Raw genomic sequence first — 14843 nt, forward strand, 5'->3', positions numbered from 1 at the left:
ATTCCAGAGCCTTGTTCGGTATGTCACCTAAAATATTCCTTTCAATGATTATACCATTTTTTCTGTAAAATTCCAGAAAAACCTATTGACTTTCTTTTATCATTATGATTCTTCAATGGGAATAATTCTGAATCCTAGCTATTTATTGATCTTTCTGCACCTCTTTTTGGATCATTTTTAAGAGTATTTCTATAAATCTAAGAGTAGCTTCAACGATTATTTGGATGTAATGCCTCATTTAACAATATCTGCTCGTCCTTAATCAGCCTAATGATATGCTGACATGTCTTGCGTTGCCATTCTAAATCGTCGAACATGGTATGTTTTATGTCTTTTTTAATGATTCACATTTCACATTGTTTCTAACACTAGCTGAATAACGTGAGAGCATTCGAATTATCATTCTTGATCAAACCATTACCTTGTCAAATCTTATGACATTCAGAGGCATTATATATCCATGAAGGTCAGCGGACTATGTTTCTGATATTTCTTCCCAATCTCTTCGTCTGAAAAATCAAGATAAGCTTTCTGCGTAACTTCTACTGATGAATGTCCAAGTATTCTGCACAAACTAAACCAATCACCATTGTTTAATATATAATACTTAGCAAAGTTGTTTCTTAGTTGGTGTGGATGAATAGATATTCCCACTTTAGCACCTGCGTCACGCAGTGCTTTTTCATAATTTCTAACCTCTAGTTGTGTACCTCTAATAGTGGGAAAAAGGAATGGAGAATCCGAGTATCTGTCTCGATACTTCATCCATCTCTTTATTTCATTAGCGGTTTTATAAGAAAAATATACAAATCGCTCCTGCTTATTCTTAGTATTGATTACGTGAATGCTTTTATGTTTAAAATCGATGCTTTCTGGTAGAAGCGATAGACATTCTCCGATTCTCATCCCAGTATCAAGCAAAAGCCGCATTATAACGTTATTTCTATAACCATGAAAAGTTGAAAGATCAAATTGGGAGAGGACTTTTTTTAATTGCTCGGGGGCTAAAGTCTTTTTTATTTTCCTTTCGATTTTTGGACTTTCCACGTTGGTTAATGGGTTCTTCGGTATTTCCTTTTCGATATCATGAAGGTAATTGAAAAACACTTTGATATTCCGCACATAGTTAGCTATGGTTGCCGTTGAGATGTCTTTTTTGAAATCTGAACGACTTTCAGGATGATTAACTTCTTTTGATTCTTCAGTGCTTACGACAGTATACTTACCACGTTCCCTTAAGTACTTGATGTATTGACGTATATGACCAGTCTGAACCTTTGTAACTTCCTCAATCTTGAACTGCTGCTTTAAATATTGACCAAAGAGCTTTAACGCTTGTTCATAGCTTGCCATTGTTTTACGCGAAAGATTCTTGGAGGAACAAAATAACATGAAATTGTCCACTTGAAAATCGAAGTCCGTCACAAGAAAAAACCACCATTCATTGGATTTTTGGAAACCCAATAAACAGCGGTTATAAATAGCTTTTCTCAAAAATATTTATCGGTTTAAAACGCACCATTTCGGATATTTATCGGTATCCTTACGTTACCTGTAAACACCTTCCAACAATTCAAAATCCCTTACCCCGCACTGCCCCTAACCCTTTCAACTAACCTTATGCTCAATCCGCAGCTTGTCCGCTACCATGGCAATAAATTCCGAGTTAGTAGGCTTAGATTTGGAGATATTAATGGTGTAGCCGAATAAATGGCTAATGGAGTCAATGTTGCCACGTGTCCAAGCCACTTCAATCGCATGGCGGATCGCGCGTTCTACGCGTGAAGGCGTGGTTTTGAACTTCTCAGCGATTGCTGGGTAGAGTGTCTTCGTAATCGCACCAAGGATCTCGATATTGTTATATACCATGGTGATCGCTTCACGCAGGTACTGATAGCCCTTGATATGCGCTGGGACACCGATTTCATGGATGATCGAGGTAATGTTAGCGTCGAGGTTCTTGCCCTTAGAGAGCGGCACTACATTCGATCTGGACGTCGACGAATAATTGTACATGTTGGAGGAGGAGCTCATGCTGCCTTGAGAGCCGACAAGCTGACGTACACGATTTGCCAGGACCTCCATATCGAACGGTTTCAAAATATAATAGGATGCACCAAGCTGTACAGCTCTTTGAGTGATGTTCTCCTGACCAAAAGCAGTCAGCATGATGATCTTCGGTTGAGGATTCAGATCCATATCACGTAGACGTTCCAATACACCTAGGCCGTCTAAATGCGGCATAATGATATCAAGAATAAGAACATCGGGAATTTTACGCGCTTCGCTAAGCATTTGAAGCACTTCTTCACCATTGTAGGCGATACCCGTTACGGTCATATCTTCTTGCTCAGAAATGTACTCGGAAAGCAAATTCGTAAATTCCCTGTTATCATCGGCCAACAACACTTCAATATTCTGCACTGGCTGCTTCCTCCTTAATTATATCTGCTATTCGAAAATAACATTTTTTTCTTGTCTCTTACGTTTTCGACATGGAGATCGAATTCCCTTCTGTCGAAAATTATTTTTCTTTATTTTTTTTCTGTGTTGGATTATAATTAAATATTTTATCTCAATGTTCGAGGTTCTTCGTAATCGTTCGACAAAAAATCTTAAGGCTAAACCGCCTTAAGATTTAATGAATACCTATTCTCCTGTTTGGTCACACCTGAATCTTGAAGCATCCATTCGATGAAGCATCCATAACCGGACTTAGGATCATTTACAAATACATGAGTTACGGCTCCGATGAGACGGCCATCCTGTACGATAGGACTTCCGCTCATGCCTTGAACGATACCGCCTGTCTTATCGATAAGACGTGGATCGGTGATCCGCAGCACCATTCCTTTAGTGGCTGGCGTTTGCTGATGTGCTACATGAATGATCTCAACCTTAAACCGCTCCACCTGCTGTCCGTCAACTACAGTTAGGATCTCAGCAGGACCTTCCTTGACTTGATCGCTCATCGCCACGGGGATAGGTTCTTTGTAAAGACTGTGCTCGGGATTGGAGCTCATTTTACCGAAGATGCCGAAGTCAGTATTGCTCTCCACATTTCCAAGCACTTGGCTTTCTTTCAAAAAATGCGCTCGTTTCTCGCCCGGATCGCCATCCTGGCTTTTGGATATGGAGGTGACACTGGACTGAACGATATGACCACTGCCTACAACAATTGGAGTACCGGTATTCATGTCTGTAATCACATGTCCCAAAGCTCCATATACACCTTGCTCTGGAGCATAAAAAGTTAATGTGCCAACACCCGCTGCTGAATCACGAATGTACAGGCCTAACCGCCACACTTTGTCATGAATGTCATACGCGGGCTTTAACTTAGCTGTATGCTCTTTACCTCCGCGTTTGAAGACAATGGTCAAGGGGTTATTCGCTTTACCAGCACGATCCACCAGCTTGGCCACCTTGGACAACTCGTCCAATTTCTCACCATTCATGGAGATCATCAGATCACCCGGCACTAAACCGCTGACCTCTCCTGGGGAAAGCTTAGTTTTCTCGGATACTTCAATCAGATGATGACCAACAACCAAAACACCTGCTGATTTCACTTTCACACCGATCGTTTGACCTCCCGGGATCACCTTAAGCTCGGAATGAATTCCTTGTGCAGTCACCTTGGCTGGTTCACCTTGCAGTGGTGCAGCAGAACTTAGGTTTGTTCCCGTTATGCCCGATAAACTAAGAAAGAAGGCAAATAAAAGGCCTGGCATTAACTTCCTGAGGTTAGGCTTCAATGGCTGTCACGCTCCCTTTTGCTTCTTTCGCTTGACGAAAAAGGTGGTCGCCAATTGCGTACCTATAAGATAACCTTGCCCCCAGGCTTTTATTACTGTCAATCATTGCTCCGCTTAGCTTGTTGCAGCCTTACTTGCCTCGGCCAGATTAAGCATTTCCTGCGAGTGGTGCAATGTTTTTTCGGTAATTTCTACGCCACCCAGCATCCTGGCCAGCTCCATTACACGTCCATCGTTCGTTAGGGATTCCACTTCAGTCATGGTTCTTCCATCCTCAACCTTTTTGCGGATTAAGTACTGATGGTCAGCCATACAAGCCACCTGCGGCAAGTGAGTAATGGAGAACACCTGACAGGTAGAGGACAGCTTAAACAGCTTATCTGCGATGGACTGAGCAGCTCTGCCGCTGACACCAGTATCCACTTCGTCAAAAATTAGAACTGGAATTGCATCATGGCGCGCAAAAATACTTTTCATTGCCAGCATAATACGCGACAGCTCACCACCAGAGGCAATTTTGCCAAGAGGTCTCAGGGGTTCGCCCGGGTTAGGGGATATCATAAATTCTGCGCTGTCTATCCCTTGTCTTGTGAGGCGAATACGCCGACCATTGTATTCGACTCCACGCGGGTCCTCCAGCCTGTCCAATTTGACCTGCAACGAGGTTCTTTCCATTTGAAGGTCTTTGAGCTCACCCTCCACTTGGGTGGCCAGATCAGCAGCACAAAGCTTTCGTGCTTCACTTAATTCCGTAGCTGCTTCCATTAATACAGACAGCAACGAATCGCGCTTCGCCGTCAGTTTCTCCAGATATTCATCTTTATTCTCAAGCAAATCAGTTTCCCGGTGAATTTGTTCATAATAAGCCAAAATCTGTTCTACACTTTCTCCATATTTACGTCGGAGTCCAGTGATCAAATCCAAACGATTCTCTATTTCTTCAAGTCGCATCGGATTGAACTCGATATTTTCCCGGTAATCACGAAGCTGAAAAGCAGCATCCTCTAGCTGGTAATATGAGGACTGCAGCTGTTCGAGCACTGTTCGCAGACCCTTCTCATCGTAACGAACTGCATCCTCAAGTCTGGAAATAACATTACCGATCGATTCCAAGCCTTGTCTGTCGTAAAGTAGCTCATATGCACCCGATACGGAATCCATCATTTTCTCACTGTGGGATAGTTTGACCCGTTCTTCGGTAAGTAATTCATCTTCTCCCGGTTTTAATCCGGCGGATGAAATTTCTTCAAGCTGAAAACGATATAAGTCAAGCATTTGGTATGCCTTCTGGCTGGATTCCTGCAGCTCTCGCAGCTCTTTCTCCACCTTCGCGAAGGCAGAATACCTTTCCTGAAAAACTGCCTTTAGCGGACCAATAATCGGTTCTCCGTATGTATCCAGCAGTCCCAGATGCCGTTCCGCCTTCAGCAAGTTCTGGTGCTCATGCTGGCCGTGTATATTAACCAGCTGCTCGCCGATCTCGCGAAGCATGGTAAGATTGACCATCTGCCCATTTACACGTGATGTACTTTTACCTTGAGAGGTAAGCTCGCGTCGTATAATAAGATGCTCCTCGCGCTGGGCCTCAATGCCAAGACGCTCCAAAGTCTCCCAAACGGGATGACCGCTGGGAAGACTGAAGAGCGCCTCCATCTCCGCTTTTTCACAACCATAACGAATGGAATCCGCAGAACCGCGGCCTCCAACAATCAATCCAAGCGCATCAATAATAATGGATTTACCTGCCCCGGTCTCCCCCGTAAGCACGTGGAAGCCAGGATAAAAATGCACATCTACCGCCTCAACGACGGCAAGATTGCGTATAGACAAGGTTTCTAACACTAATAGAGCACCTCCGAGAAGATGACAGGCATCTGATTAATTATAATTAAGAAATATAACCCATGATTTGTGAAATTACGGTCTTGCTGTCCTCAGGTAAACGGCAAATGATAAGGATTGTATCATCACCAGAAAGGGTTCCCATAATTTGCGGCCAGTCAATATTATCAATTAAAGCAGCGACAGAGTTAGCCGTACCTGGTAAACATTTCATCACCACAAGATTAGCCGAGGAATCGATCTGCACAAAATTATCCACAAGAACGCGCTTAAGCTTCTGAATGGGATTGTACCGTTGATCCGTTGGAAGTGAATATTTATATCTTCCATCATCCATGGGTACCTTGATGAGCAACAGCTCTTTTATATCTCGAGATACTGTGGCTTGAGTAACTTGAAAACCTGATTCCCGCAAGGCTTCCACAAGCTCGTCCTGTGTCTCGATATCCTTTTGTGTAATAATTTCACGAATCTTAATATGTCGTTGTCCCTTCATTGTTGCCTCCTGGTATATAAAAAATATGGACTCAGTTTGATTCTCCGTCGTCTTTGCCAAGCTTAATGACATGGATCGATGCTGTTGCTACATTAACATATAGAACGCCGCTGCATTCCGGATAGATCAGCAGGTAGGGAAGCAAGGTATCACGTAAGCCACTGCCAGTGAAATCCAAAGGCTTGCGTGGTCTGGAAAGGATAACTAAATATAAAGATCCTTCCTCTTTTGTCGCCACATAATCTATAAATAACCGGCTATACATCTGCGCCCCATTTACGTTGAAAGACAAGGGGATTTTTAATTTCCCTCCAACGACCTCATATCCTTCATCCTCAAGTATATCAATAGAGGGATGTGGAATAATCACTTTATTGAACGGAATTTGATCCTTCATAAAAGAACGCGGAGAACTCTGCAGCCATACATATATCCGATATATTATAAAAATCGATAATGCTACCCCAATAAACGCCATAACGACCTTGTCAGAGCTACCCGCCACTATCAATCACCTCGGTGATTTATTCGCGTGAAGCCCTGGTAAATCCTGCTTCTAAGCTGTCTTTTTATAAGCTTTCCGCATAATTGATATTATTCGCTAATTCAGCAATTTACAATTACAACGAGCACAGTAAATCCAAAAAAGATTCAAAATATAAAGACCCGGATTTTATACCGGGTCTTTATTTTAATAAATTCAATCCCTTTGAGCAAATCTGCTCCCTCAATCTTAACAGATGAAGAGGAATTTTCAAGGTTGAACTCTTCAGACTTCCCACTCAAAAAAAACACCCCGCTGACCATTTGAGGTTGACGGGGTGTTCATAAAGCTCTAACGGCGCGCGGAGTTTCCATGAGTAGAACTCACATTAAAAGTACCCGTAGCCTGCTTAATCACTTCATCAGCAAGGGATGGAAAGTCCTCCACTGGAATGACTGCTGCAACAGCAGCTGCCGGCTGTACGGATGATTCTTCGCCTTCCGCCACTTCTGGCGTCAGTCTCCAATGAGCAAGAAACTCAATATTGCCTTCCCCGCCTGTAATTGGCGAAAAAGTCAATCCATGGAGACCGAATCCTAACTCAGCAGCCATAGTCAGTACATTAATCAAAACCTCTTTATGGACAGCGGAATCACGAATCACACCTGATTTTCCAACCTTCTCACGTCCAGCCTCAAATTGCGGCTTGATGAGTGCAGCGATATCTGCTGGACGTTGCAGCAAGGCTTTGAGGGGTGGGAGAATTATTTTTAAGGATATAAAAGATACATCAATACTGGCAAAGTCCGGAACAGGACCCTGCAAATCTGTAGGTGTCATATACCGGAAGTTCGTACGCTCCATAACGCTCACTCGCTCATCATTCCGCAGTGACCAATCCAGCTGGTTATAGCCAACATCAATGGCGTACACATGGCTTACACCATTCTGAAGCGCACAATCTGTGAAGCCGCCAGTGGAAGCACCAATGTCCAGCATGTTCCGACCGGTAAGATCAATATTAAATTGGCGAAGAGCCTTCTCCAGCTTTAGGCCTCCACGACTGACATACGGATGCACAGAGCCTTTAACCTTAAGGGTAGACTCCCGCGAGACCTTCATGCCAGCTTTTTCAATACGTTCCTCATCCGCGAGCACCAACCCTGCCATAATAGCAGCTTTAGCTTTCTCCCGACTTTCATAAAAACCTTGCTCCACAAGCAGTACATCAATCCGTTCTTTACGGTGTTCCATGGTCATCTCCCGATCGTTCAAGGGTTACTAATTTCCGGCTTCCACTTAGGAAGACGAAGTCGTTTTGTAATTATAAGCACTTAGAGCCATCATGGACTTGATACGTGCACATAACGCTTCTACGGTAAGACCTGTTTGCTGACGTTGTTCTTTAATGGAGCCATGCTCCACGAAGATGTCGGGCACACCCATCAGATGTACACGAGCGTCATAAATTTCATGCTCCGCGTAGAACTCCAATACCGCACTGCCGAGACTTCCCGCTTGGCAAGCCTCTTCAATAACAACCATATTGGTTCCAGCATGAGCCAAATCCAGAAGCATGGAATTATCAAGCGGCTTCAGGAAACGCGCATTCACAACGCCCACCTGAATCCCTTCCCGCTTCAGCAAATCAGCGGCTTCTTCAGCCACTTGAACCATAGGACCACATGCCACTACAGCATATCCTTCTCCTGTACGCAGTCGTTCCCATGATCCTATAGGAAGGGTATGCAGTTCAGCGTCCAATGCCACACCTGTTCCGTTAATACGCGGATAGCGGTAAGCAATTGGACCGTCATTATATTCAAGTGCCGTCTTCATCATATGACGCAGCTCATTTTCGTCTTTTGGCATCATCATAACCATATTAGGGATATGGCGCATAAAAGCAACATCGTACACACCCTGATGAGTCTCACCATCCGCACCCACAAATCCAGCACGGTCAATGGCGAACATAACATTGGCATTATGGCGGCAAATATCATGGACGATCTGATCATAGGCACGCTGCATGAAGGTAGAATACACGGCGTATACCGGCTTCATCCCTTCCATAGCCAAAGCTGCACACAAGGTTGCTGCATGCTGCTCTGCAATCCCCACGTCAATCATACGATCCGGGAATTCCTTCGCAAAAGGAAACAAACCTGAACCGCCTGGCATCGCAGGGGTAACTGCAATCAGACGCGAATCTTCACGTCCTAGCTCAATCAGTGTACTACCAAATACTTCGGTGTACATTGGAGGACCTACAGCTTTAAGTGCCTGACCTGACTCAATTTTGTAAGGGGAAATAGCATGCGATTTATAAAAATCAGTCTCAGCCGGTTTATAGCCCTTGCCTTTGGTCGTCAGCACATGCACAAGCACAGGACCCGCCACGTTATCTGCTTGATGGAAGGTGTCGATCATTTTCTCCAGATCATGTCCATCCACTGGCCCAAGATACGTAAAGCCAAGCTCTTCAAACAATACTCCAGGAACCATCATATATTTAAGACTGTTTTTTAATTGTTCAGCGGTTTTCGCTAATCGTCCACCGATGGCCGGAATCTTCTTAAGCAGCCCTTCAACCTCGTCTTTGGCACGCAAATAATGACGGTCCGAACGAATTTTGCTTAAATAATTGTGCATCGCCCCTACATTCGGAGCAATCGACATTTCATTATCGTTCAAAATGACCATCAGCTTGCGCTTCTCATGACCAATGTGGTTAAGCGCTTCAAAAGCCATCCCGCCGGTAAGCGCACCGTCACCAATCACGGCAATCACCTTGTTGTCTTCGCCTTTTAGATCACGAGCCATAGCCATCCCCATAGCTGCCGACAAAGAGGTGCTGCTATGTCCAGCCTCCCACACATCATGTTCGCTTTCAGAGCGCTTAACAAAGCCGCACAATCCCTGATATTTGCGTAGGGTATCAAAGCGATCTTGACGGCCGGTCAGTATTTTGTGGACATAGGCTTGGTGGCCAACGTCGTAGATCATTTTGTCACGAGGACTGTTGTAGCAATAATGTAAGGCCAGCGTGAGCTCCACCACCCCCAGATTAGAACCGAGGTGCCCGCCGGTTGCTGTAAGCTTCTCAATCAGAAATCGTCGAATCTCCTCTGCAAGAGTAGTTAATTCTTCGACTGACAGTGATTTCAGTTGTTGTGGATCATTTATTTGTGGAAGCAGCACGAATAGTTCCCCGCTTTCCTAGATGTTGTAAAATATATAAAAACCATTATAACACAAACGAAACGGCTGTCGAAATACAGCCGCTTCGAAAGTTCATACTTAGTGATCACGTGCCATTAAATAATCTGCAATTTCCAGCAGGCGCTGGTTGTCGTAAAAACCGCCATTCAGCACAGCATTTCGGGCTGCTTCTGTAAGCTGCTTCACCTCAGCACGAGATTCCTCCAACCCAATAAAATAAGGGTAGGTTACCTTCTGCTGCTTGATATCGCTGCCTGTTTTTTTGCCAAGCTTTCCTTCATCACCAACCAAATCAAGAATATCATCCTGGATTTGAAAAGCTAGTCCGATGCTTGTACCAAAATCACGCAGAGCTTCAAGCTGCTTCTCTGTTGCCCCTGCGATACGTCCGCCGGCTAACAACGAAAAGATAATTAAATCTCCGGTTTTATGCAGATGAATATACTTCAACTGCGCAAGATCTGTTAGTCCTTGCTCGCCTTCCATATCTGCAATCTGACCGCCGACCATGCCGCGTGGACCTGCCATTTCCGCCAGATCCTCCACTATGGATAAAACATTATCAGCAGGAATGCCAAATTTACGGGAGGCTTGTACCACACTATAAAAAGCATGGGTCAAAAGCGCATCACCCGCAAGAATAGCTGATGCTTCACCAAAGACTTTATGATTCGTCAGCTTGCCGCGCCGATAATCATCATTATCCATGGCAGGCAGATCATCATGAATCAACGAGTAGGTATGTACCATCTCAATCGCAGCTGCAACAGGCAAGGCTGCTTCACGGCTGCCTCCCAGTGATTCACAAGCAGCGATCACAAGCAACGGCCGGAGGCGTTTGCCCCCTGCCATTAGCGAATACTTCATCGCTTGCTGTAAATTTTCTGGAACCGTCCACGCTGCGGGAAGAATAGTCTCAAGCTCATGTGAGAGCAAATCACTTATCGATGCGATGTAATCCTCCAGCGGCTGCCGCATGCTTTCACTTGCGGAGCTTCCCTCCAGATCATTCTCAAAGCGATTCATCGGCGTCCCCTTCCAGACGTGCACCAAACGGCTTTTTGCGCAGTTCTCCGTCCTCTTGGGTAATCATTTCGATCTTACGCTCTACTTGTTCCAGCTTGCTGCCGCAAAGCTGCGACAGCTTCATGCCCTGCTGAAATAAATCGATGGCCTTCTCCAGAGGAACGTCGCCGTGTTCAAGCTCACGAACGATTTCCTCCAGTCGGTCCATAGCGCCTTCAAAATCAAGTTCCGCTTCCTTCGTCATCGTCTTTGCCATCCTCCTTCATCCCCCATACTTGGCAGTTCAGCTGTCCGTCATTCATCTTTATCACCACAAGATCGCCAAGCTGCACTTCGGTCAGCGATTTGATTAAATGTTCTTCCGCCTCGTCATACACTAAGCTGTAGCCTCGTGACATTACTTTAAGCGGGCTAAGCGCATCCAAATGGCGGATCTCCGCCACATAGCGAGATCGCTTCTCCTGCAAACGAGCCTGCATAGCGCCCATTAACTCACGGCGCAGACTGTCTGTGAGCTGACGTGCTGCAGCAACACTGTCGCGCGGATGGAACCGCTGCAGACTGTGATGCAGCACCGCCTTGCGCTCGCGGGAACGGCTGAGCCGTGCATCCGCCGAGCGCTGGAGCCGCTCACGCAGCATGTCCAGCCGCTGCGTGTGCTGAATCAGCGTGCGGCGCGGGCCTGCCAGCGCCAGCGAGCGCTGCAGCACCGAGTGGCGCTCGCGTCCACGCTGGGCGCGTTGTTGCAGCGCCTGGCGCAGCCGCTGCTGCAGCTGGCGAAGCTGCGCAGCTAGCTCGCCGGCATGAGGCACGGCCAGCTCAGCGGCCGCTGTGGGCGTAGCCGCGCGGAGGTCGGCGGCGAAATCGGCAATCGTGAAATCGGTCTCGTGGCCGACGGCCGAGATGACCGGAATCCTTGATGCCGATATCGCTCGCGCGACTTCCTCCTCGTTGAACGCCCACAGCTCCTCCAGCGAACCGCCGCCGCGGCCGACGATAAGCACGTCGGCTTCACCCATGGCGTTCAGCGCACCAATCGCCTTCACTATCGAAGGCGCAGCTCCTTTGCCTTGCACCAGTACGGGATAGATTACAATAGCTACCTGCGGAAACCGCCGCTGAAGCGTAATTACAATATCTCGTACAGCTGCTCCTGTTGGGGAAGTAATCACACCAATACACTTCGGGAACCGCGGTAACGAACGCTTGCGAGCTTCTGCAAAAAGGCCTTCTTTTTCAAGCTTGCTCTTCAGCTGCTCATAGGCCAGATATAAACTGCCAATCCCATCAGGCTGCATATGTGTGGCGTAGAACTGATATTGCCCATCCCGTTCATAGACGGTCACATTACCTCTGGCAATTACCCGAGCGCCTTCCTTCGGAATAAAAGGCAGCCGCTGGTTATGAGAAGCGAACATAATCGCTTTAATGCGGCTGCTCTCGTCCTTAAGTGTAAAATACATATGCCCGCTGCCATGATGTGTAAAGTTGGATATCTCTCCGCGAATCCACACATCCGAAAGTAAATTATCCGAGTCTAGCTTCATGCGGATATAACGGTTGAGTTCTTTGATCGAATAAACCTGCCGCTCTGCCGCCATGAATCTTACCCCTATTCCAGGCCGTGACGGCGTTTAGCCGCAATCAGCGTGTTGCTCATCAGCATTGTAATAGTCATCGGACCAACCCCGCCTGGAACAGGCGTGATGTATCCGGCAACTTCTTTTGCACTTTCATAATCAACATCACCTGCGAGTTTACCGTTATCCAGACGGTTCATGCCCACATCAATGACAACAGCACCCGGCTTCACATAGGAAGCATCAATGAAATTAGCTCGTCCGATCGCTACAACCAAAATATCCGCTTGACGGCTAATCTCTTGCATATTAGCTGTACGGGAATGGCACATAGTTACGGTAGCATTTTCGCGTTGCAACAAGAGGGAAACTGGCTTTCCTACAATATTGCTACGACCAATTACAACGGCATGTTTACCTGCCATACCTGTTCCTGTACGTTTGATCAGTTCGATTACTCCTGCAGGAGTACATGGAAGAAGACTGTCGGCACCGATGACCAGGTTGCCTACATTGACAGGGTGAAAGCCGTCTACATCCTTTTCCACGGAGATTGCATCAATAACAGCCTTCTCCTCGATATGCTTAGGCAATGGGAGTTGAACCAGAATTCCGTCGATATCATCGCGTCCGTTTAGCTCTGCTACCAGTGCCAGAAGTTCTTCTTGAGAAGTGGATTCATCCAATTTATGCACTTCCGAATGGAATCCTAAGCTGATACAAGATTTCTCCTTATTGCGAACATAAACCTGAGATCCCGGGTCTTCACCTACTAGAATAACAGCCAAACCGGGCTTTACGCCGCGTTTCGCCAGTTCAGCAACCTCTTGGGCAATGCTAATACGAATTTCCTCGGATACTTGTTTACCACTGATGATTGCTGCTGTCATGTTAGTCTCTCCCCTTTTATATACTTTACTATGGTTTATAAATTAAGAATGGTCAGCTTTAATAGTATCTATCTCTTGGATCATCTTTCCGAGTACTCCGTTAACAAACTTCCCGGAATCATCCGTTCCAAAATGCTTGGCCAAATCGATCGCTTCATTCACCGCAACCTTCGCAGGCACATCATTGGCGAACACCATTTCATACGCTGCTAAACGTAGAATCTGACGATCCACACGTGACAGACGGCTCATTTGCCAGCCCTTCAGGTAATGTTCAAGTATATCGTCGATCGCTACCTTGTGCTCCCATACCCCATTCACATGCTCTACCACATAGTGTTTAAGCTGAATCTCGTCCGTGATTACACGTTCGGTTTCATTCTCTTCTGAAGCTTCCTCGAGCAGCATTTCTACGGCTTCCGCGCTTTCCACATCGTTCATTTCCATCTGATACAGGCTTTGGACAATAATCTCTCTAGCTATACGTCTTTTCATGTGTTCCTCCTAAAATCTTATATCGCATTAAAATATTCACTTGTACTGCAACAACGTCTACAACCCAAATATCGCTTCACACTTATTCATTCTTTCCCTAATCCTGTGAGGATTATTGCACAAAGCGAAGATACCTTCAGAGGAAGCTCGCAAATATACCTATCCCTTGTCGCAAAAAAACCGCAAAGCCTTTCTTCCGGGGGCAACGGACAACACAAACTTACGGTTTCCTGCTCCGGGAAAAAGACTATCGCGGTTCACTTAAAGGGACGCCAGCGTCCGGATAATCGCGAAACCAACTCCTGCCATTGAAACAGGGGCGCTTGCGCGGTATCCTTTCTTTTGCCGAGCGTATATCCGATGAACACTACCAGTGCAAAGAACAGCATATCCCAAAAACCGCAAATTAAATAAATCAAACCCAGACCAATGCCGAAAGTCACTCCGGCGATTCTACCCCCGTGACTTTCCCATACTTCTTTCCAAGACATAAGGGAAACTCACCTCTATTCCACTCGACTTTTGAAGCTTGGAGACTGCGTGAGGTTAGCAATATATACAGACACATCAGCAACCGGAATGCCGGTTGTCTCCTGCACGAAATCATGCACCTGACGTTGTACTTCTGTGGTAAGCAGCGGTAATGAATGCTCACCGTCGACTACTGCACGAATTGTAATTTCAAGGCCAGCCTGCGAGACACGAATACGTGACTTGAGATCTCTGATTCCCTTCACTTTACCGGCAGCCTTAAGACTCAGATTCTCAATAGTTTCCATTGAAATCTGGATATCCCCATACTCTGTACGCTGATCGACCGAAGGCAATGAAGCGCGATCACGGCGCAGAGAGATGTAGAAAAATCGGATGCTCAGAAGGAACAAGACAACTGCTACTATTATTGCTGTAATATAAGCTGCTGGTCCATTCTCAATCTCCAAAGTTCTAGGAATCGCACCGCTTAAGAGGAGGATGGCAATAACAGATAGTATTCCGATACTTAAGCTGTAGACAAACAGCAAAAGTCTGTCCAAAATTTTTGCCACG

At 46.0% G+C, this 14843-nt stretch carries 15 protein-coding genes; all 15 read right to left on the reverse strand.

Annotated features, from left to right (window positions below; all coding sequences use genetic code 11):
• Positions 1–450: 450 nt before the first annotated feature.
• A complete protein-coding gene (locus tag MHH46_RS22275) occupies positions 451–1425 on the reverse strand; it encodes a tyrosine-type recombinase/integrase (RefSeq protein ID WP_076193105.1) in 975 nt (324 codons plus the stop codon).
• Positions 1426–1608: 183 nt separating this feature from the next.
• Entirely contained in the window at positions 1609–2424 is an 816-nt protein-coding gene (spo0A, locus tag MHH46_RS22280) for a sporulation transcription factor Spo0A (protein ID WP_036682806.1), read from the reverse strand.
• A gap of 197 nt (positions 2425–2621) precedes the next feature.
• A complete protein-coding gene (gene spoIVB / locus MHH46_RS22285; protein ID WP_081383394.1) occupies positions 2622–3734 on the reverse strand; it encodes a SpoIVB peptidase in 1113 nt (370 codons plus the stop codon).
• A gap of 138 nt (positions 3735–3872) precedes the next feature.
• The gene (gene recN / locus MHH46_RS22290; RefSeq protein ID WP_076129654.1) at positions 3873–5600 is read right to left on the reverse strand and encodes a DNA repair protein RecN; all 1728 of its coding nucleotides are present in this window, start codon (positions 5598–5600) and stop codon (positions 3873–3875) included.
• A 46-nt stretch (positions 5601–5646) separates the two neighbouring features.
• Positions 5647–6096: a transcriptional regulator AhrC/ArgR gene (gene ahrC / locus MHH46_RS22295; protein ID WP_036682813.1), complete on the reverse strand. Its 450-nt coding sequence runs from the start codon at positions 6094–6096 to the stop codon at positions 5647–5649.
• 31 nt (positions 6097–6127) lie between these two features.
• The gene (locus MHH46_RS22300; RefSeq protein ID WP_232061423.1) at positions 6128–6601 is read right to left on the reverse strand and encodes a hypothetical protein; all 474 of its coding nucleotides are present in this window, start codon (positions 6599–6601) and stop codon (positions 6128–6130) included.
• Between the two features lie 330 nt (positions 6602–6931).
• Positions 6932–7834: a TlyA family RNA methyltransferase gene (locus tag MHH46_RS22305; protein WP_076129653.1), complete on the reverse strand. Its 903-nt coding sequence runs from the start codon at positions 7832–7834 to the stop codon at positions 6932–6934.
• 45 nt (positions 7835–7879) lie between these two features.
• Entirely contained in the window at positions 7880–9784 is a 1905-nt protein-coding gene (dxs, locus tag MHH46_RS22310; protein WP_076129652.1) for a 1-deoxy-D-xylulose-5-phosphate synthase, read from the reverse strand.
• A gap of 99 nt (positions 9785–9883) precedes the next feature.
• Positions 9884–10831 (reverse strand): polyprenyl synthetase family protein, encoded by a 948-nt coding sequence (locus MHH46_RS22315; protein ID WP_076129651.1) that lies wholly within the window; start codon positions 10829–10831, stop codon positions 9884–9886.
• The gene (gene xseB / locus MHH46_RS22320) at positions 10818–11075 is read right to left on the reverse strand and encodes an exodeoxyribonuclease VII small subunit (protein WP_036682818.1); all 258 of its coding nucleotides are present in this window, start codon (positions 11073–11075) and stop codon (positions 10818–10820) included. Before xseB ends, MHH46_RS22315 begins: the two co-directional genes overlap by 14 nt.
• Positions 11053–12432: an exodeoxyribonuclease VII large subunit gene (gene xseA, locus MHH46_RS22325; protein WP_076129650.1), complete on the reverse strand. Its 1380-nt coding sequence runs from the start codon at positions 12430–12432 to the stop codon at positions 11053–11055. Before xseA ends, xseB begins: the two co-directional genes overlap by 23 nt.
• 11 nt (positions 12433–12443) lie before the next feature.
• Entirely contained in the window at positions 12444–13301 is an 858-nt protein-coding gene (folD, locus tag MHH46_RS22330; RefSeq protein ID WP_036682821.1) for a bifunctional methylenetetrahydrofolate dehydrogenase/methenyltetrahydrofolate cyclohydrolase FolD, read from the reverse strand.
• A gap of 42 nt (positions 13302–13343) precedes the next feature.
• Positions 13344–13796 (reverse strand): transcription antitermination factor NusB, encoded by a 453-nt coding sequence (gene nusB, locus MHH46_RS22335; protein ID WP_036682824.1) that lies wholly within the window; start codon positions 13794–13796, stop codon positions 13344–13346.
• A gap of 257 nt (positions 13797–14053) precedes the next feature.
• Positions 14054–14287 carry a DUF2273 domain-containing protein gene (locus MHH46_RS22340; protein ID WP_036682825.1) on the reverse strand — a complete coding sequence of 78 codons (234 nt, stop codon included), beginning with the start codon at positions 14285–14287 and terminating at the stop codon, positions 14054–14056.
• A gap of 15 nt (positions 14288–14302) precedes the next feature.
• On the reverse strand, positions 14303–14842 hold the full coding sequence (gene amaP, locus MHH46_RS22345) for an alkaline shock response membrane anchor protein AmaP (protein WP_036682827.1): 540 nt from the start codon (positions 14840–14842) through the stop codon (positions 14303–14305).
• Position 14843: the final 1 nt, after the last annotated feature.

The sequence above is a fragment of the Paenibacillus sp. FSL H8-0175 genome (assembly GCF_045040615.1).
Lineage (GTDB): Bacteria > Bacillota > Bacilli > Paenibacillales > Paenibacillaceae > Paenibacillus_AQ > Paenibacillus_AQ odorifer.